The following is an 18,721-nucleotide window of genomic DNA, read 5'->3' as shown; positions in this document are numbered from 1 at the left end:
GACGGGCAAACCTATCGTTTCCGGTACAAATTTACTACCAGCACCAAGAATATGGTGGCCTAGTTGAACAGCCACTACTTCGTTTGCCGACACATTCCATCTTGCTTCTTGATGAGGTTACTAGCGGTCTATCGTCAAGTAGTGCCATTCGGATTCAGAGTAAGCTTTTAGCGCTACCGGACAAGACGATTGTCCTAGTAACCCATCAAGAATACCCTGAGCTTTCAGAATTTTTGGACCAGACCATTACTCTGTAATGAGTACACACGTTTACTATTAACTTGTTGCGACGAGAACCGGAAGCTCTTAGGGGGGCTCAGATAATAATTCGGGTTGCTGCGTAACCTGCTGAGATGTAGCTTCTTTGTCTCTTTGTTAAGGGCGGAACAAACTCACTTTCATAGTTGGCCCTCTCGTGACAGGACTGAGGTGGGAGATAGTGCCTAGTACTCGCGGCAATGGCGTCCGCTCGCAACAGACCCTTGTTAGCTACTCAGGTCTGATCACCGCGTTTCACATCGGCCCCCCACCTTCTGGTTTTGCTTGCAGCCCCCTCCGCACGGTGTTAAAGTAGCGATGAAATCAATAGATGGCGATGACGTTCGCCGAAAACACGAGATACTCGTAATGACGCCTGCTGCGCCGCCCCTCACTGAAGGGCGGTGCAACGGGCGTTTTTTGTATAAAAAGGAGTGGTTCGCGATGTTCAAAAGTCTTTTGTTTCCCGCTGCCAAGCCGCCGGATGTTCAAATGTCTGGCAAGTCGATGCTAACGGATCTGCATCTGGATCAGGTCTTTCATGCGATTCAGCAGCTAACTGCTCAGCCGCTGGACGAGTTTTTGCTGCGCCCGCTGACCACGACGGATGAGATCAATTTTCGGCAGGCAGTCTTCGCGGACCTCGCTGCTTCGCAAGTGTTCACGGCGCTGACTGCTTTCAGCAAAAATTATGAGCCGCATCAGGCCTATGTCGGGCGGGTGACTCGCGTCTATGAGGAGGAGGTGAAATGGTACACGCTGCTGATTCGGCTGAAGCGCAATCAGGAGGCACTGCACGATCTCGCGACGCAGCTTGCGGCCAGTCGCTGCCAAAGTGCGGCGTTGCTAGGATTGCAGGGATATCTTGCTGACTATTTTGCCCGGCCGGGAGTCCAGAAATTGGAAAGCGCGCTGGCTGAGATTCAGCAGGCACTCGGCGCGCTTCGCTATCGGCTGGTGATCGATGACCTGCATGTGACGGTCGAGGAGACACCTGGCTTTGCAGATGGCCTGCACGAGACGATCAGCGACGTGTTTGCGCCGATGCTGGCGGACCAGGCGAATGATGATGATTTCTCGGCGATCGAGCCGCCCGAAACGGCGCTTGGCGTCAGCAATCTTCAAGCCATGATTCTGCGGGCGCTTCGCCAAATTTTTCCGGAGGCATTTGCGAAACTGCGGGCCTTTTATCGGCAATACTTGGACGCGCAAGATGAGGTGCTGGACACCGTTGCGTCAGAGGTGCCATTTTATTTGGCCGTGCAGGCGTTTGAAAAACAGCTCGGTGCGGCGTACGACTTGCCGTTTTGCTTGCCCACGGCGGCAGGTCCGGGCGCCACAGAACAGGTGCAAGCCAGCTTTGATCTGGCGCTGGCGGCACAGCGCGGGCACGGTATTGTGACGAACGACTATCGGCTGGCAGCAGACGAACAGTTTCTCATCATCTCTGGGCCCAATCAAGGCGGGAAGACGACCTACGCGCGGATGGTTGGTGAAAATTATTATCTGTATCGCCTGGGCATCCCGATTCCCGGCCGTGACGCCACACTGGGCCTCAATACACAGCTCTTCACGCATTTTGAGCGGGCGGAGAGTGCCGCCAAACTCACCGGTCTGCTGGCGGCCGATGTCGACCGGATCTATGAGATCGTCACCGCCAGCGACGCCAACAGTTTTGTGATCATGAACGAATTGTTTTCCTCAACCACTGCAGCTGATGCGGAGAAAATGGGGCGCGAGGTCCTGACGCTGTTGGCCGCGCGCGGCGCAAAAGGCATCTATGTCACTTTTTTGGACAGTTTAGCCACGCTGCCAAACGTGGTGCCAATGATGAGTCAGGTTGCGCCTGGCTCTACCGCTCGAACGTACAAAGTCGTGCGGACACAACCTGATGGGCAGGCCTACGCGTTGTCACTGCTTGCGCAATACGGATTGCGCACCGAGGATATCTTGAAGGAGGCACAGTCATGAATGTTGGATTGCTTGGTGAGCGGCTTGATTGGACCGGACAGTGGCACCCAACTGAGGCACAGCGCGCGGTGTTTGCAGATCTGGAAATGCAGCCAATTCTTGAGGCGGCGCTTGATGGCCAGCGGGATCTGGCGCAGGTCGTGACCCGCAGTTGGTTTGAACCGGTCACGGATGCGGCAGTGCTGGTGTATCGCCAGCAAATGACGGCCTATGCGACCCAGCACCTCGACTATTTTCGCCAGGTGCATCAGCTTGCGAAGGACACGGGCGCAGAGGTGCGGCGCAACAACTGGCTTGTTGGGACGCAGGCCGCGGCTTACTCGTTGTCCAGCACTTGCAGTCTGTGTGCGCGCTATCTCAAGAGTGTTGCGGCTATTCGTGCGTTGCCATTACCCCCTGCACCATGGCCGGCGGGGCTGACGGCTTTTCACCAGACGCTGACGACGCAATTCGGCGATGGCCGGTTGGCGAAAATGCAGGCTCTGCTCGCGGATCTGAGTGACAATCGCGTGTATGCAGTCGAAGGCCGGATCAGCGCGAGCTTAGGCAGTGATGTCGGCGAGCGCGAGGTGCAACATGTCCATCGTCTGCTCGATCGGGTGAGCGAACAGCTGCATCTGGGTAAGCGCAAGGCGAGCTTTACCCTGTCGGCCCGGGACGATAACGGGACAAAGGCACTGGTGCGTGTGGAAAATCAGGCAAGTTATGCCAGCGCCAAGGCGATGATACAGATCTACCATGCACTCGCGCACTTTTTTGCAGAACTAGAAGCTGAAACGGGCTGGCTGATCGCAGTCGGTCAGCTTGGTGTGGCATTGACAGGTGCACAAACTTATCCCCTGGTTGCGCCAAAACTCACGGCGACTGGCTTGACCAATGCGGTCTTGCAGCTCCAGCCCGACGCCCCGCCTGTGATCGGCAACGCGCTTGATCTGACGCCTGGCCATGGGCTGATCATCACGGGTGCAAATCAAGGCGGGAAGACGACCTTTTTGCGCGCGGTGGGCCAGGCCGTGTTGATGGGCGCGGCGGGGATGCCAGTCTGCGCGGAAAAAATGACCCTGCCGTCTCTTGACCAGGTGCTCACCCATTTCAAGCGGGAGGAAGATGCGCAAGTGGTCAGCGGGAAACTTGATGAGGAGCTCAAACGGATGCGCGGGCTGGTCGATCAGTTGAGGCCATCGACTTTGTTGCTCATGAACGAATCGTTTTCGTCGACGAATGAGCACGAGGGGTCGCAGATCAATTTTGAAATCACCCGCGGATTGCTCAGCCGGGAGTGTACGGTCATCTCGGTCAGCCACCAGTTCGAATATACGCAGCTTCTGCAGCAAGAGGCACTGCCGGTTCGATTTTTGCGGGCGGAGCGGGCGAAAGATGGGAGTCGGTCCTTCAAACTGATGGTAGGGGCGCCGCTTTCGACCAGCTATGGCCAGGATATCTTTGATCGGCGTTTCGGGACGTTGCGGGAAAAACACCGGTGAACTCATAGTCGCAACACACCGGCTTAGGTGGACGAGCAGTGTGAGTGACAGCTGTTTTCAGAGAGATTTGTCTCAGAAAGCCAGTTTTGTCGTTGCACTGGTGACGTCAGCTGTTTTGATATGATATAATCAAACCACAGAAAAAGGCCACGGGTTCCGCGACCTTTTCTGACGAAGCCGTTAGACGGCTGGCCGATATAAATTACGAAGACACAGAGAATCGTCTACTTCCGGCTAGAAGTTTGGTGACGATTCTTTTTGTGTCCTCTCAGTTCCGCGATTTCTTTCCAAGTCTTTCCACCCAGCCTAATAAGATCTAACAGTCGGACAAGGAGGTCGATTGCATCATCGAGCGTCAACAAGGCACCTCCCTTCGCATAGAGTCTAACTGTACCCACATAGGTACCACCCCCAGACGATGGAAAGGCCAACCGGCATCAACTTCTTCGCTGGGCCAGAATCACATGAATTAAGTGATCTGACCACTATAACGTTACTGATAAAGACTGATATGACGGGATTTTAACAGGGTGAGGCACCCTTGTCCACTTGAACCAAAACACAAAAAAGATCCGCCTCGAATTTGATGAGGGCGGATCTTTTACTATCTATTTGAAAATAGGTTACTTCAGCCGATCATGTGGTGATTTGAGCTGATTGTTCGGTGGGACCAACCTTTTTTGCCGGCGGGCCTGCCGCTGGAGCACCGATTCGTGTGTTTGCGTTGCGATGCGCATGGTATCGCGATCGCTTTCGTGCACGAATGGCTGCGGCGGGGCGGTCAGCGTTTGGGTTGGATGGCCAGTCCCCGAGGTCGTGGTGCGGCGCTGTTGTTGAAGCGAGGTTGGATGTTGCGCCTGGCTCGCTTGGCCCTGCTGGCGCGCGCTGGCCTGACCGCGAGACGACTGGGTCACGCGCGTTGCCGGTTGAGCCAGTCGGGTACTAGGCTGCGTTTGGCGCGCACGCTGGACTTGCTGGCTCGCTTGGACCGTGGCCTGGCGTGCAGGTTGCGAGCGTTGTGGCGTCCGGGCCTGTGGGGCCTGTGGTTGTTCGTGGCGGGTCGGCTGGGCGCCGGCATTTTGTCCGGCCTGCTTGCCTTGATTGCGAGCGGCGGGTTGTGATTGCGCTGGCCGGGCCGATTGAGCAGGGCGCGCCGCGGTTGGCCGGACTTGTTGCGTCGGGCCTGTCGTGGCGGTCGGTTTTTGCGGGGCCGCCTGGAATTGGCGCACGATCTCCTTGGCACGGTCAATGTTTTGCTGAGCACGCTGGTCGCTTTGCTGAATCTGTTGCTTGGCTCTGGCCGTGATCTCAGCTGCGGTCGGCGTTTGCTTGCGGACCTTCGTCGCTGCGTTCAGTTGCTGGATTCGCTGCTTTTGTTCTTCTTCTTTCCGGCGGGTGCGGGCTTCCTGCTGGTGGTTGAAGAACCAGACCAGCCCCCAAGCGATGGCGGCGAGCCAGAAAATTGCGTTCATGATCAGTCCTTCTGATCAGGCGTCGACTTCGGCGCAGTCTTTTTTTCAATGGCGTTGACCACCGGCTTGTTGCCGGCCTGCTGGGTCAAGGCACCATTGAGCATCCCGCGAATATCGATGCCGGCGACTTCATTAAGCATATCGAGCTGCTTGACGAGGCTGCCATTGGTTGAGTTGGTCAGGTCGCCATCGCCGTAAAGCTTGATGGAATCGACGTTGGCGTATGGGCTCATCGCGGCTTCGATGATCTTTGGCATTGCCTCGATGGTCATCTTGAAGCGGCCGCTTTCATCCAATTGCTTGGCGGCTTCCGCCTGCTTGGCAATGGCTTCCGCTTGGGCGAGCCCCATGGCCTTGGTCTTTTCGGCTTCGGCACGACCGGTTGCGGTGGTTGCTTCGGCTTGGGCGGACCCAATCTTGGTGGTGCGTTCCGCTTCAGCTTCGGCCGCCAGTTTGATCTTGTTGGCATCCGCTTCGGCAGCGAGTTCGACTTGCTTCGCTTGCGCTTCAGCCGCCGCGATCTGCGTGGCTTTTTGCGCATCCGCGGCACGCTGCGCCTTATACAGATCAGCATCGGCTTGCTTGCGGACGGTGGCGGTCAAGGTCTGCTCTTGCAGTTCGGCATCCTTTTGCGCGAGTTCGATATCCTTTTCCTTTTGGACCTGCTTGGCCTTCATCTGTTCAACGATGGCTGCCTGATCCGCTTGGGCTTGGGCGATCTCTTGTTGCTTCTTGAAATCGGCCAGTTTCACTTGCTGCTCACGTTCGGCGTCGGCGACTTGGGTCTGGCGCTCGATCTCTTGCTGTTTGGCCTCCTGGTCGGCCTGGGCTTGCTGGATTCGGGTGTCACGGTTGGCCGCCGCTTCGGCGATCGCCGCATTTTTCTTCACTTCAGCGATCTGCTTTTTCCCTAAACTATCGAGGTAGCCGTTGTTATCGGCGATGTCCTTGATGGTGAAGGAAATGATCTGCAGGCCCATTTTGGCCAGGTCAGAGGAGGCAACGTCTTGGACTTTTTCCGCGAAGGCGTCACGGTTCTGGTAGGTGTCCTCAACGGTCAAGGTACCTAAGATCGCGCGCAGGTGGCCTTCGAGGATCTCGGTGGCTTCGGCGTTGATCTGGTCATCGTTTTTGCCCAAAAATTGTTCGGCGGCTGTGGCGACTTCCTCTTGGCTGGAGCCAATCTTCAGGATAACTGTCCCGTTGACGATGATCGGCACCCCTTGCTGCGTGTAGACTTCAGGGGTGGAGACTTCGATCGTCCGCGTGTTCAGGGAGAGCACGTCCCAGCGCTGCAGAATCGGCAGAATGAACGACCCGCCGTTGGTGATGAGTTTCACCCGGTTGCCGTTGACGTCTTTGAAGCTGTGCTTGCCGGAGATCAGCGCCCCGGAGATGATCAGCACTTCGTTAGGCAGTGCCGTCTTGCGGTGCGTGGCAAGAAACGCGAAGATCAAAATAATGACGATGGCTGCGATCAGCCAAGGGATAAGCGGTGCAAAATCCATGGATGACTCCTCCTTTATGCTCCCGGTAACACGAGAGCTTTGACATATGCGGTACCTTGTTTGACTTCAATGATGACGACCTGTGCGCCTTTTGCCAGCGGGGTGGTCTGCGACTCATAAGGCTTTGCCGGGTAAGTTTGGCGCGCCCGCCCGCCCCCGGTGATCATCACTTCACCGGTATGCACGCCGTCGAGCCCCAGGGTCAACGTCCCAAGCAAATAATCCTGGTCGGGCATGACTGTTGAGTTTTCGCTCGGCTCAAGTGCTTTTTGAATCAACGCGATCACCGGCAATAAAACCAGCGAAAGCAACATCCAGATCACGGCGATAAAGGCGGCTAACACAAGCAACCCGACGCCGATCTGCCCCCAAAGTGGCAAGGCAGTGAACCAATCAACCATGGCAAAGCCTCCTTTCATGGAACAGGGTGCGCAGCCGAGCGCTTAGGGGTGGACAGCTAACCTGGGCCTGGCGCTTGGGGCGCTTTTAGCCCCGAGTGACGGGTCCAGTTAGATGTCCCACCACTGCTCGGCGGAGCCCGACTGGAAAAGGGTGCGCAGGTGCGCGGGATGGTGGGGCAACGGGTGCTTGAGGCGCCCTTCGCCTCGAGCATCCGAGACAGTTTGATGTCCCCGCCATGCGCACCGGAGCCCAACTGGAAAAGAGTGCGGCGCGCGGCCCCAAAATGCAGTCAAACCAGACGGGGTCAGGATAACGTTTTGTTCCGGTAAAATACCGAATTGCTCGGTGTTGATACTTAATTATAAAACAATAGTTATTACCCGTCTCGTCAAGGACAGTATAGCAAACCCGGCCAAAGTAAGCGACAATTTTTGAAAAGGGTGTGGAGCCGAGCGATTAGGTCTGAGCAGATAGTTCGGCCTGGGCGGTTGATGGCGCATTTTGCCATCGGGCGCCTGGGCCGACTATCTGACTCAGACCTGCTCGGCGAAACCCAACTGGAAAGGGTGCGAAGCCCAACTGGAAAGGGTGCGAAGCCCAACAACAAAGGGTGTGGAGGCTCGCGGGATGGTGGGGCAGCTAACTTGGCTCGAGCGCGTATGGCGCACTCGGCCATGCGTGATCGAGACAGTTAGATGTCCCCGCCATGCGAGCCGGAACCCAACAACAAAGGGTGTGGAGGCTCGCGGGATGGTGGGCAGCGCTTCAACTACCCCCGGCTCCGCCCAGCCCAGGGACTCTCTTCCGCCCTCATAGATTTCGCCAAAATAATTCGCTGAATCTGGCAGTCGTCGCCCCAGCTTATCCGTTATACTTGTCTTATCAATAGAAGGAAGTTGACGCTGATGCCGCATATCACAAATGAGCAGATCGCCCCGGATCTGCGCCGCGCCGGCCGGACCGCCCGCGCCATGATCAAGGGGATGTCCGTGAAGACTTTTCGCCGTAGTAATTGGCTCATGGCAAGGTTTATGAAGGGCCATTTTCCAAGTGATCTGGCCATTCAGACCCGCGAAGTGGCACGGCCGGATGGCTCATTGTTGCGCCTGCTGGTGGTGTTGCCAAAAGACCCCAAGCCACTGGCAACCGGTGTGCTGTGGCTTCATGGCGGCGGTTACGCGATCGGCTTGCCCGAGATGGATTTTTCCTATGTGCGCCGGATTCAGCAAGTCGCTAATGCGGTGGTCGTGCTGCCGGATTATCGGTTGGCCACGGAGGCGCCTTATCCTGCCGCCCTGGATGATGCCTACCTCAGTTTGACTTGGCTGCGCGACAATGCGATCAACCTGGGTGTCAATCCGCGCCAGCTGTTTGTCGCCGGGGAAAGTGCCGGCGGCGGGTTGACGGCGGCCCTGCTGTTGTACAATCGCGACCACGGCAACGTTGATGTCGCATTTCAGATGCCGTTGTACCCGATCTTGGACGACCGGCCGACAGAGACCAATATCGATAACGACGCGCCAGTTTGGGATAGCACCAGCAACAAAAATGCCTGGAATCTGTATCTAGGCGAGTTGGCCGGCAACCAGGACGTGCCGATCTACGCCGCCCCGGGTCGCGCCAGCAATCTAGAAGGCTTGCCGCCTGCCTACACCTTTATCGGCACCATCGAACCGTTTTACGCCGAGACGCTGACCTATGTCCGGCGGCTGCGGGCGGCCGGCATTCGCGCAGACCTCGACCGATATCGTGGCGGGTTCCATGCCCTTGACCTGTTTGGCGCGAAAAAACCGCTTGGCAAAGAGGCCACTGCGCGCTGGCAACGGGCTTTCCGGGACGCGGCCACACACAACTATAGTCAGATCAGACGATAAGGAGACGACCATGACTGCGATCACCAGCACCCGCATCACGCAACTTCTGCTCGGCGGCATGATCGCCGATGCGTATGGCGTCCCGTATGAATTTCGGCCGCGCCAGGCAATGGCCAAGCGCCGAATGGATGGGTACGGAACTTATGACCAACCGGCCGGCTCCTGGTCGGATGACTCGTCATTGACCTTGATCTTGGCGGCCAACTTACTGGAAAATGGCTCGCTGAACGATTTGATGGACAAAATGGTGACCTACCTCGATGGCGCCTACACGCCAATGGGGGAATGCTTCGATATCGGCAACACCACGCGTAAAGCCATTATTGCCTACGCCCAAGGCACCGAACCACGCATGGCGGGGGACCGCTCGCCGGCCGCCAACGGCAATGGCGCACTGATGCGTATCGCCCCGCTGGCTGTGAGCCTGCTCAACGAACCGGATCCCGCAGTGCGGCGCCAGGTGATCACGGATACCACGATCGTGACGCACGGGCATGAGCGCTCGGTGATCGCGTCTGTCATTTATGTGGAGTTGCTGAGGCACTTGCTGGCAGGGGAGTCCCTGACTGTTAGCCTTACCGCCGCGCGCGATGCGATTCAGAATGTCGGATATTCCGTGGCGGAGCTCAGCTATTATCAGTGGCTTTTCACCCCCTCGTTTCCGTTGTTGCCGGAAAGCGACATTCGCTCCTCTGGTTATGTGGTCGACACCTTGGAAGCGGCGATCTGGTTGAATTTTCAGCCAGGGACCTACCCCCAGCTCGTGATGCACGCGGTGGATCTGGGCGAAGATACCGATACCGTGGCGCAGATCGCGGCGACCATATACTGTGCGGCGCATCCGAACGTGGAATTTCCTAAGGCGTGGCGCAACGACTTGATCTTGCCGCATGACATCGCCGTGTTGATCGCGCGGTTTGCCGGCCGGTTCTCGGTGGGCAAATAGGCGAGCGCATTGAGCCAATTCAGTCATTGAGACAACAACACCCCAGCCGCCGGTCGACTGGGGTGTTTGCATTACTCGAATTCGTCCTGATGTTCTCTGAAAAATGCGGCGTAGGCCTGGACTTCCGGCAGCGCCTGCCATTTTTTCGTGCGGACCGGCACACTGTCGAGGTCATAGATCTTGGCATGCGGAATGGCGAGCACGAACGGCGAATGCGTCGCAATGATGAACTGATCGCCGAAAAAGCGGGCGCTGTCGGTCAATAGCTTGGCAAGTTCCTGTTGGTGAGTCGGCGACAGCGAAATTTCCGGTTCGTCGAGCAGGTACAATTGATCGTCCTGCAACTTATCCTGAAAATACTGCATCGCGCTTTCGCCGTTGGAGTATTCGCGTGCATTCTTCGCCAGGTTATCGCGAACATAGCGCGACTGGGTCTTGCGCCGCGTCTCGAGCACCTTTTTCAACTCGTCATAATCGCTCAAGTCGTGGTAATGGAAGTCGCCGAACTTGTTTTGCAGATAATCCTTGAACATGTCCTCACGCGCGTCGTCGATGCCCTGGTTCAGCGCGCGGGTGTGCAGCATGGCGTCGAACACCTCGTCGGACGTGACGATCGCTGATTTCGCTGGCAACGCGCGGGCCAGCTGGAAGTCGCAGCGCGCCAGATAATCTTCGAAAAAACTGGAGCGGTTGTAGAGCGCTGCCCGAGCCAAGCCGAGTTTTTCCGCAATGATGTTCAATAGTGTCGATTTGCCCGAGCCGTTGTCGCCGTACAAAATGGTGACCGGCTCAAAGGAGAGGTCGGTCAATTGCTTGTCTGGAAAAATTTGGAAGGGGTAGTAGTCACTGAACGCCCGACTTTTCTGACTGACGAAAAATTGCCACTCCGCGTCTTCATCCGGCAGGCGAAACGACTCGAGGTATTGCATCAGAAAGCTCCTTTACTTGCGTGCATGCGCCGCGGCCCGTTGATGCTTGCGCCAATAGTGAATGCCAAACGTGGCGGCAAACGCGACGAGGACGAAAATTGAAAAGAAGGTGTTGGAGATCTCGATGCCGATTGCAGGCACCGACAGCCCGAGCTTCAAGGCGATAAAGCCGATGAGCACATAGGCCATCACAAGCAGCTCCGGGATTTTCGCCAGCAGGACGATCATCATCGAGGCCACGAACCGCATGGCCAGAATACCAATCATGCCGCCAAGCAGCACGATCACGGGATTGTTATCGATGGCCAGCGCGGTCAGAATCGAATCGATGGAGAATACGAAATCCAGGAAAATGATCGCGGCGACCGTGCCCCAAAACGAGCGCGGCTTGACCGCGGGCTTGTCAACTTCCTTGGGCTGGTGCTGTTCATAAAAGAAATGCAGCGACATCCACAGGAGGTAAGCCGCCCCCAGCGCTTTGATCACCCAGAACTTGATCAGGAAACTGCCCAGCCCAATGGCGATGAAGCGGAAAATGTAGGAGCCCCACAGGCCCCACAGCAGCGCGCTATTTTCTTTTTTCTTGTCGTGCAGCGAAGCGGTCTGCGCCGCGAGCACCACCGCGTTGTCCACCGACAGCAAGCACTCCATGATGGCCAGCGTGGCGATCGTCATCCAGCCGCTGCCGGTCATGACCGCCGCATGCCAATCGGCGGCGTTAAAAAATGGCGCATATAAGTTGATCAGGGTGTTCATCTGTTTCCTCCGTTTGTTACTGTCCATTATAGCGTAAAACGCGGCCAATTTTGCCCGGACTTGCAGGGGCGTCACTGGCGAGGCAGACAGGCTGCTTGCTACACTGAAGAAAACGGAGGTGTTGCGCGATGAAAAAACAACTCGTTCTGCTGGGGCTACTGGCACTCCTGCTGGCCGTTGGGTCGGTGCTCGTCAGCGTCGGCTATGGCATGGTCGAAGGCGGCGTTTCAGGGGAGGCCCTCTACCTCTCGATGTTCGGCTGGCCGCTGCACTGGCTGATTCTACAGGACGGCGCCACCAATATCGTCGGCGGGCTCTTGTCTCGTGGGCTCGCCCAGCCGGCCTTGCCAAATCTGTTCATGTTGGCGCTGAACTGGGCCTTTTTCTTCATACTCTTGATAGGCCTGCGCGCAATGGCTCGGGGCGCGTGGCACCGGATCCAGGCACAACGCGTCAAATAAGGTGGACAAAGCTTGCAATCGCTTTCAACACCTGCCTGACTAGGTGTCAGGTGTCAGGTGTCAGGTGTCAGGTGTCAGGTGTCAAGAAGGCCTGACCCACGAAAAACTGACCCAAGGAGGCAATATGATGAAAAAAGAAAATGATCTGGGGCTACATTGCGCTCTCCGGCGTCCTGACCGCGCTGCTCACCATTTTTGCAAAAAGCGGTGGCGTAGCGGACGGCGCAGATGGCGGGTATTTCACAATGTTCGGGTGGCCACTGGGTTGGCTGACGGTGCACAATGGGGAAAACTCGACTTCGGCCGGCTTATTCACCCAACTTGGCCAAGGTAGCGCAAGCGCCAATGTGCTGATGCTATTGATCGATTGGCTGATCCTTTTTGCGGCAGTCATGCTGGTTCGCTGGCTTGTGCTGCGCATCCGCAAGCAAAAAGAAGTCCACGCCTAGGGTAGGCGGGATAATTGAATAGTGAGGGAGAACCGGGTCAACTGCAGGCAAAGCTGGCTTGGTTCTTTTTGTTTGAATGGAATCGGCCAAGATCGGGCAATCAGGCGCATCTGTCGACTCGGCTAGGTGATTATGGGATATGGGCATACGCCCCCTCCCGAAATTTTGTCTATCGCCGCGCGAAAGGGTACACTTAATAGGAAGATTTTAGCGAGGAGGCCCGCAGATGAAACAGATCACGGCAGGCATTGTGGCGCATGTTGATGCAGGCAAGACTACGCTGTCTGAAGCTCTACTGTACCGCGCTGGCGCGTTGCGGCAACTCGGCCGGGTCGATAACGGCGACGCCTTTTTGGATACCGAGGCGCTGGAGAAAAAGCGTGGCATCACCATTTTTTCCCATCAGGCCAGCCTCCAGTACGATGACCTGGACTTGACGCTGCTGGACACTCCGGGTCACGTGGATTTTGCCAGCGCGACGGAACAAGTCTTGCCGGTGCTGGACGTGGCGATTCTGGTCGTGTCCGGGCCGGCTGGCGTGCAGGGGTACACCCGCACATTGTGGCGCTTGCTGGCGCGGTACCAAGTGCCCGTGTTTATTTTCGTGAACAAGATGGACACCGTGGGCGCGGACCGCGACTCAGTCTTGGCACAGCTGAAAACACAGCTCGATGATGGCGTCATTGCCTTCGATGCGGACCACCCGTTAGCCGACGCCGCCTTGGAAGATGTGGCCACCACGGACGAAGAGGCGATGGAGACTTATCTTGAGACCGGCACCCTGCCTGAGGACACGGTGCGGGCCTTGATTGCCCGGCGCAAAGTGTTCCCGGTGTATTTCGGCGCGGCGCTGAAACTGACCGGGGTCGATGACTTGATGGCCGGTTTTGCCAAATGGACGCGAGAGGCGACAACGACGCCTGAATTTGGCGCGAAAGTGTTCAAGATCTCGCATGACGATAAAAATGAACGGCTGACTTGGTTGCGGGTCACAGGCGGGCAGCTGCGGCCAAAAGATTTGGTGCTCGGCGACCAAAAGATCAATCAATTGCGTATTTATGATGGGCCGAAATACACTGTCGCGCCAGTCGTTGAAGCGGGGCAGGTCTGTGCGGCGGTCGGGCTGGTCGATACCTTTGCCGGCCAGGGTCTCGGCGTGGCCGCAAATGCTCAGGCGCCGTTGCTTCAACCGGTGTTGACCTACAAGCTTGACCCTATGCAGGAGGATCTGCACGCTTGCCTCGCCGCGCTTCAGACGTTGGCCGACGAGGATCCGCAGCTTCATGTCACCTGGTCCAGCCACTTGCAGGAGTTGCGTGTGCAGATCATGGGCGCGGTGCAGCTGGAGATCCTGCAACAGATTCTCCGCGACCGGTTCGGCCTGACCATTGGTTTTGATGCTGGCAGTATTTTGTACAAGGAAACGGTGACCCAGGCGATCGAAGGCGTCGGGCATTTTGAGCCGCTGCGGCATTACGCGGAAGTCCATTTACTCCTGCGGCCGGCGCCGCGGGGGAGCGGCCTCCAGTTTGATGCGGACGTCTCGCTGGAAGTGCTCGGGAAGAATTTTCAACAACTGGTGCTGGCCAGTCTGCGCGCGAAGGAACAGCTCGGCGTACTGGTCGGGGCACCGCTGACGGATATGCGCGTCACCCTGGTCACCGGCCGCTCGCATTTAGAGCACACGGTTGGCGGGGACTTCAAGGAGGCCACTTGGCGGGCTCTGCGCCAGGGGCTCATGACGCTTCGCGAAAAAGGAGCCTGTCAGCTGCTCGAACCCTGGTACCGATTTTCCCTAGAGGTGGCCCAAAGTCAGCTGGGGCGTGCGATGACGGATATACAGCGGATGAGTGGCCGCTTTGAGCCGCCGGTCGACGTTGGCGCGGAGATGTCGCTGCTGACGGGCGTGGCGCCGGTGTCGGAGATGCAAAATTATGCGCAGGAAGTCAGCGCGTATACGCATGGCAAGGGGCAACTCGAGGTGTTGGTCGATGGCTACCGGCCGTGCCACAATGCGGAAGCGGTGATCGCGGCTCGTGAGTACGACCCGGTCGGCGATCTGGAAAATACGCCCGGCTCAGTTTTTTGCGCGCATGGGGCGGGGTATCCGGTCCACTGGGATGACGTGCCACGCACGCAGCATTTGGCAAATGTGTATGACGACGCGGCGCTGGCCGCAATGACGCAAGGAGAATCTGATGACAAGTAAAAATGAAGTGACCCCACTGCTTGATGCGTTTATGGATTCGCCTGAAATTGAGCAGATCATTGCGTTTCCGACTGAAGTGATCCGCAAAGTTGCGGAGGGGCTTGGCGATGTGATGGAAAAGGCGTATCACAAACCGATGCGCCAATGGCATGCAGATAGGATCAAGGGCGCTCTTGCGGCAATTATGCCGTCCGATAATGCGACGCCAGACGAAGAGAAAGTTTTTGAGACGCACTATTCGATCTGGCGGGCCTTGCTGGTCTACTTGGCATATGAAGGTAAAATTCCGCTGACGCCCAAGACGCTCCAGCCGGTGCTTGAGGAATACGAATGGGTGAACGGCCTCGCTGAAGAGGAGTCGGCGTACGATGATGACGATGATCCGATGTGGGACATGGACATCAACGAGGATCCCTCTTTGCCCGAATGGCGCGAGTCGGTGTATGACGATATCCAAGGCTATGTGGATGACTGGCTCCACGCGTTTTTCATTAGTCCCGCGTGGCGCAACCGTCCGAAAAATGGGCCAGAGCGGGAACAGGACTTTCTTGAGGACATGATTCACGAAATGGTGGATGAGGGGTACAACGAGTACCGCAAAACACCGAAGTCCTGGTCGAAAGCCGTGCTACAAAAGATCTACATTCGCCTGGGCAGCACGCTGAACATGAGCCCCGGGGAATGGGTCTTTGCGGTGCAGGACACCAAGGCCTTTTTCACCTTCCTGAAGCAGAAGAACTTGTTGCCGGCCAAGCGGGCGACGGATTATCTGCGGTATCTTGAGGAGGCCTCAGCTGCACTGTTTGATGCGACCGAGGCGGGGTCCGAGACGCCGGCCGACAATGATGCGGCGAACCAGGCCATAATGCAGCGGCTGGCGGCCAAGGGGGTCGACATTTCTGATGAAGGTGCGATCAGAATGGCGCTACAGGAAATGATCAAGAGTGGGGAATTAAATGAGCTGCTGGAATCGATGCCGGTTGATCCGGGCTCCGGCCAGGATTCAGACCCGGATGATGATGCCTCATTTTTAGTTGCACTGAATGATCCGGCGCAGCGTAACCAGATTCTTGATCAGGCGGATCCAGATACCAAGCACACGTATTTGACCACCGAACACATCCCTGCACTAGATGGTAAAAAGTGGCAGAAAAAAACGGCGACTGAGGTGCATCGGCTCGGCATTGAAACGGGGATTCGGCTCTGGCTGGCCCGCGACCAGTACACCTTGCCAACCGACTGGCTCGGCGGGGATGTGATCAGCGCCGCCATGAACATGATGGATATGCAGTATGGCAACTTTTTGCTACAGCCAAAAGAATGGACGGCCAGAGGAATTCACGTGATGGGTCAGTTTATGGGCCAGCTTGATCCATCAGATGGGGGAAAGGACATTGTGACGGTTATTACCGCGATGTTTGCGTTTATGACCTCGCGCGGCGTCTTGAGTCAAACGACTGGTGCGGCCCTGACTGGCGCCTTACGTGACGGTTTTAGTGGAAAGGCATTCGCGGCACCGGCCACCAAGCCGGGCAAAGTGATCTCCTTTGCGGATGCGAAGAAGAAAAAGAAGAAGTAGTTGGTATGAGGCGGCGTGGCTCTAAGGCGGCGCCGTTTTTTTAGTGGGATGGCGAAACGTGGTGGCCGGCGCTTAGCGAATCGGCGATCACCGTCCGCCGGCGCCCGCTCTGGCCAATTTGAGGGCTTGCACGCAAAAGCGTATGATGGCGGTAATTAGAATGAAGAGGGTCAGACTATGAAAATTGAAGAAGGCTATATGCCATTTCGCGGTTACAAAACATATTATCGAATCGTCGGTGAGCGCACCCCAGGCAAGGCACCGCTTTTGCTGATTCATGGTGGACCTGGGTCATCGCACAACTATTTTGAGCTACTCGACGATTACGCCGAGACCGGCCGCCAGCTGATCATGTATGACCAAGTCGGCTGCGGAAAGTCCAGCCTGCCGGAAGATGCGTCTGTTTATGTTCGGGAGACCTGGCGCGAAGAGCTGGTTGCGCTACGGGAGTATCTGCACCTGGATGAGGTTCACATGCTGGGCCAAAGCTGGGGCGGGATGCTTGAAATGTATTACCTCACCACCCTGGATCCAAAGGGCATCAAATCCGTGATGATCGATGGTTCGCCGTCGTCCATCAAACTCTGGATCGCGGAACAGCACCGCCTGATCCAATATCTCTCCTATGAAGACCGCGAGGCGATCGCAGAAGCCGAACGCACAGGCGATTTTTCCGGGCCGAAGTACTTGGCGGCTAACGACCGCTACATGGAGCGCTATTGCTGGGATGACCCGACGCCGGATTCGCCGGAGCCGTTGCGTCGCCCGACCAACGGCAAGCGCGCCAGTCTGATCGCCGAGGGCCCGAATGAGTTCACGGAAAATGGGACGATCTCCGATTTTGAAGTGACCGATGACCTGCACAAGATCCACGTGCCGGTGCTGGTGACCAACGGGACGGACGATCTGTGCACGCCGCTGATTGCAAAGACGGTCTATGATCACATTCCCGGCGCCAAGTGGCATCTCTTCGCAAATTCCCGCCACCTTGCGCTGCTGGACCAGCACGACGAGTTCATCTCGGTGCTGGACCAGTGGCTGAACGCAAACGACTAACTCGAACGGACCCGCCTGCGCTGCGGAAAATCGCGGGCGGGTCTTTTTTAATTATTTAGTTAGTGCGCGTTGACAAAAGCTAACTAACTGGTTATGCTGTGTTTTGTAGTTAGGCGAGACATATCCTAACTAACAACACGCGAGGTGAACGATGATGAGTGAAAAAGAAGAGACGTTACTGAAGCAATTCAGTCAGTTGTTTGATCACGGCCAGTTGATGTACCTGTTGATGCAAAGCCGCCGACGCCAAGGCGATTGGCGGGAAAATATGCGCGGCCCGCAGCGCTTGCTTCGGCTGATGAAGGACAAGCCCGAATGGACCAATGCCGAGATCAGCGAGGCGCTGGATATCAAGCCAAGCTCCGTGTCCGCGCTGGTCAGCCGGCTGGAAGAGGCGGAATTGGTCGAGCGCCACGCGTCCGCCCAAGACGGCCGGGTGATGTTGATCAGCCTGACGGAAAAGGGCAAGCACGTGATCGCTGACGCGGAAAATAGTCACGAGACAGAGGCCACCAAAGTCTTTGCCGCCTTGACCGAGGAAGAACAGACCGAGCTGTCTGCGCTGATGGCCAAACTCCTCAAGGATCTTGATGACCAGGATACCGTCAATGAGGCCGCTGGCTGGGAGCCGCCATTTACTGGGCGCGGCTTTGGCGGGCGGGGTCCGTGGAATGGTGGACGCCCCGGCCCATGGAACGGCGGGCGCCCGGGCCAAGGCGCCTGGAACGGCCGGCCGGCGCAAGGGTCGTGGCATGGGCGCGGCGGTCAGGGCTTTGGGCCCGGCGCTTGGCAACAGGGCCGCGGTCCGCAAGACTTCGGTGGGCGCGGGTTTGATGGGCGTGAGCAGGATGATTTTGACGACAAGCCGCGTGCCTAAGTAAGCTGAAACTTGGCGGCCGATCAACTGGGACGGATGCGGTCCGCGCAGGTGATGTACCTCGAGCCGATTTCGCATTTTCGCGAGGGTTTCCGCTTGAAAAGAAACCGCTTCCATGCTATACTCATTCTTGTAATAAGGAATGAGCGATGCCCTTGGGAATGCAGGTTCATCGCCTGCCACCGCCATAACAGTTTATGAACGCCGTCCGAAGCCACCCATTATAAGGAAAAAAGTTCGCGAGCTTCTTAAACTGTTTCCTTGCAGCCGCTACCAGAAATGGTGGCGGTTGTTTTTTTGGCCACAGAAAAAGGCTCGCGATGTGGCGGGCCTTACATATAGTCAGGTTTTGGCCCCACCATCCCGCGGCCCTCCACACCCTGTAGTTGGGTTCCGGTCCGCATGGTCGAGGTATCTAGTTGGCTTGTGCACTCGAGGCGAAGTGCGCCTCAAGCACCCAAGCCAAGTTAGCTGCCCCACCATCCCGCGG

At 57.0% G+C, this 18,721-nt stretch carries 14 protein-coding genes and 2 pseudogenes; 11 read left to right on the top strand and 5 right to left on the bottom strand.

Going from position 1 to position 18,721, the window contains the following annotated elements; translation table 11 throughout:
- From EKM95_RS11785 to EKM95_RS04595, 3 genes and pseudogenes are all read left to right on the top strand, one after another.
- Positions 1-257 (top strand): annotated as a pseudogene (locus EKM95_RS11785) (hypothetical protein); the annotation flags it as partial.
- A 445-nt stretch (positions 258-702) separates the two neighbouring features.
- A complete protein-coding gene (locus EKM95_RS04600) occupies positions 703-2,229 on the top strand; it encodes a MutS-related protein (RefSeq protein WP_164510086.1) in 1,527 nt (508 codons plus the stop codon).
- A complete protein-coding gene (locus EKM95_RS04595; protein ID WP_125696667.1) occupies positions 2,226-3,713 on the top strand; it encodes a MutS-related protein in 1,488 nt (495 codons plus the stop codon). The genes EKM95_RS04600 and EKM95_RS04595 overlap by 4 nt, the downstream gene beginning before the upstream one ends.
- A 623-nt stretch (positions 3,714-4,336) precedes the next feature.
- Here the strand turns inward: EKM95_RS04595 and EKM95_RS04590 are convergent.
- The 3 genes and pseudogenes from EKM95_RS04590 to EKM95_RS04580 all read right to left on the bottom strand — a co-directional run bounded on the left by EKM95_RS04590 (position 4,337) and on the right by EKM95_RS04580 (position 7,094).
- Entirely contained in the window at positions 4,337-5,185 is an 849-nt protein-coding gene (locus EKM95_RS04590) for a hypothetical protein (RefSeq protein ID WP_125696666.1), read from the bottom strand.
- 17 nt (positions 5,186-5,202) lie between these two features.
- Positions 5,203-6,693 (bottom strand): annotated as a pseudogene (locus tag EKM95_RS04585) (flotillin family protein); the annotation flags it as partial.
- A gap of 14 nt (positions 6,694-6,707) precedes the next feature.
- Positions 6,708-7,094: a hypothetical protein gene (locus EKM95_RS04580; protein WP_125696665.1), complete on the bottom strand. Its 387-nt coding sequence runs from the start codon at positions 7,092-7,094 to the stop codon at positions 6,708-6,710.
- Between the two features lie 906 nt (positions 7,095-8,000).
- Between EKM95_RS04580 and EKM95_RS04575 the strand changes: the two genes are divergently transcribed.
- Together EKM95_RS04575 and EKM95_RS04570 are read left to right on the top strand one after the other, a co-directional pair.
- The gene (locus tag EKM95_RS04575) at positions 8,001-8,969 is read left to right on the top strand and encodes an alpha/beta hydrolase (protein WP_125696664.1); all 969 of its coding nucleotides are present in this window, start codon (positions 8,001-8,003) and stop codon (positions 8,967-8,969) included.
- 10 nt (positions 8,970-8,979) lie between these two features.
- The gene (locus tag EKM95_RS04570; protein ID WP_164510085.1) at positions 8,980-9,915 is read left to right on the top strand and encodes an ADP-ribosylglycohydrolase family protein; all 936 of its coding nucleotides are present in this window, start codon (positions 8,980-8,982) and stop codon (positions 9,913-9,915) included.
- A gap of 71 nt (positions 9,916-9,986) precedes the next feature.
- On the opposite strand, the gene EKM95_RS04565 is transcribed toward EKM95_RS04570, so the two are convergent.
- Complete coding sequence (locus EKM95_RS04565) at positions 9,987-10,844, bottom strand: AAA family ATPase (protein WP_125696662.1); 858 nt, start codon at positions 10,842-10,844, stop codon at positions 9,987-9,989.
- A gap of 12 nt (positions 10,845-10,856) precedes the next feature.
- Positions 10,857-11,600 (bottom strand): TerC family protein, encoded by a 744-nt coding sequence (locus tag EKM95_RS04560; protein WP_125696661.1) that lies wholly within the window; start codon positions 11,598-11,600, stop codon positions 10,857-10,859.
- 128 nt (positions 11,601-11,728) lie between these two features.
- Here EKM95_RS04560 and EKM95_RS04555 point away from each other — a divergent pair, with 128 nt between their 5' ends.
- The 6 genes from EKM95_RS04555 to EKM95_RS04530 all read left to right on the top strand — a co-directional run bounded on the left by EKM95_RS04555 (position 11,729) and on the right by EKM95_RS04530 (position 18,231).
- Positions 11,729-12,061 carry a hypothetical protein gene (locus tag EKM95_RS04555; RefSeq protein ID WP_125696660.1) on the top strand — a complete coding sequence of 111 codons (333 nt, stop codon included), beginning with the start codon at positions 11,729-11,731 and terminating at the stop codon, positions 12,059-12,061.
- 140 nt (positions 12,062-12,201) lie between these two features.
- Positions 12,202-12,510, top strand: a complete 309-nt coding sequence (locus tag EKM95_RS04550) for a hypothetical protein (protein ID WP_125696659.1) — start codon at positions 12,202-12,204, stop codon at positions 12,508-12,510.
- A 226-nt stretch (positions 12,511-12,736) separates the two neighbouring features.
- Positions 12,737-14,719, top strand: coding sequence for an elongation factor G (locus EKM95_RS04545; protein WP_125696658.1), 1,983 nt, complete (start codon positions 12,737-12,739; stop codon positions 14,717-14,719).
- Complete coding sequence (locus tag EKM95_RS04540; protein WP_125696657.1) at positions 14,709-16,298, top strand: hypothetical protein; 1,590 nt, start codon at positions 14,709-14,711, stop codon at positions 16,296-16,298. The genes EKM95_RS04545 and EKM95_RS04540 overlap by 11 nt, the downstream gene beginning before the upstream one ends.
- A gap of 177 nt (positions 16,299-16,475) precedes the next feature.
- Complete coding sequence (gene pepI / locus EKM95_RS04535) at positions 16,476-17,354, top strand: proline iminopeptidase (protein WP_125696656.1); 879 nt, start codon at positions 16,476-16,478, stop codon at positions 17,352-17,354.
- 154 nt (positions 17,355-17,508) lie between these two features.
- Positions 17,509-18,231 (top strand): MarR family winged helix-turn-helix transcriptional regulator, encoded by a 723-nt coding sequence (locus EKM95_RS04530; RefSeq protein ID WP_164510084.1) that lies wholly within the window; start codon positions 17,509-17,511, stop codon positions 18,229-18,231.
- Positions 18,232-18,721 lie beyond the last annotated feature (490 nt).

This window comes from Lacticaseibacillus yichunensis (genome assembly GCF_003946405.1).
Lineage (GTDB): Bacteria > Bacillota > Bacilli > Lactobacillales > Lactobacillaceae > Lacticaseibacillus > Lacticaseibacillus yichunensis.
The sequence above is the reverse complement of the archived record's forward strand: the minus strand, read 5'-3'. Positions and strand labels throughout refer to the sequence as shown.

Excerpts from the sequence above, each read along its gene's own strand:
- EKM95_RS04570 (WP_164510085.1), top strand. The coding sequence starts at position 8,980 with ATGACTGCGATCACCAGCACCCGCATCACGCAACTTCTGCTCGGCGGC.
- pepI (WP_125696656.1), top strand. The coding sequence starts at position 16,476 with ATGAAAATTGAAGAAGGCTATATGCCATTTCGCGGTTACAAAACATAT.
- EKM95_RS04540 (WP_125696657.1), top strand. The coding sequence starts at position 14,709 with ATGACAAGTAAAAATGAAGTGACCCCACTGCTTGATGCGTTTATGGAT.
- EKM95_RS04550 (WP_125696659.1), top strand. The coding sequence starts at position 12,202 with ATGATCTGGGGCTACATTGCGCTCTCCGGCGTCCTGACCGCGCTGCTC.
- EKM95_RS04575 (WP_125696664.1), top strand. The coding sequence starts at position 8,001 with ATGCCGCATATCACAAATGAGCAGATCGCCCCGGATCTGCGCCGCGCC.
- EKM95_RS04560 (WP_125696661.1), bottom strand. The coding sequence starts at position 11,600 with ATGAACACCCTGATCAACTTATATGCGCCATTTTTTAACGCCGCCGAT.
- EKM95_RS04555 (WP_125696660.1), top strand. The coding sequence starts at position 11,729 with ATGAAAAAACAACTCGTTCTGCTGGGGCTACTGGCACTCCTGCTGGCC.
- EKM95_RS04545 (WP_125696658.1), top strand. The coding sequence starts at position 12,737 with ATGAAACAGATCACGGCAGGCATTGTGGCGCATGTTGATGCAGGCAAG.
- EKM95_RS04590 (WP_125696666.1), bottom strand. The coding sequence starts at position 5,185 with ATGAACGCAATTTTCTGGCTCGCCGCCATCGCTTGGGGGCTGGTCTGG.
- EKM95_RS04580 (WP_125696665.1), bottom strand. The coding sequence starts at position 7,094 with ATGGTTGATTGGTTCACTGCCTTGCCACTTTGGGGGCAGATCGGCGTC.
- EKM95_RS04565 (WP_125696662.1), bottom strand. The coding sequence starts at position 10,844 with ATGCAATACCTCGAGTCGTTTCGCCTGCCGGATGAAGACGCGGAGTGG.
- EKM95_RS04595 (WP_125696667.1), top strand. The coding sequence starts at position 2,226 with ATGAATGTTGGATTGCTTGGTGAGCGGCTTGATTGGACCGGACAGTGG.
- EKM95_RS04530 (WP_164510084.1), top strand. The coding sequence starts at position 17,509 with ATGAGTGAAAAAGAAGAGACGTTACTGAAGCAATTCAGTCAGTTGTTT.
- EKM95_RS04600 (WP_164510086.1), top strand. The coding sequence starts at position 703 with ATGTTCAAAAGTCTTTTGTTTCCCGCTGCCAAGCCGCCGGATGTTCAA.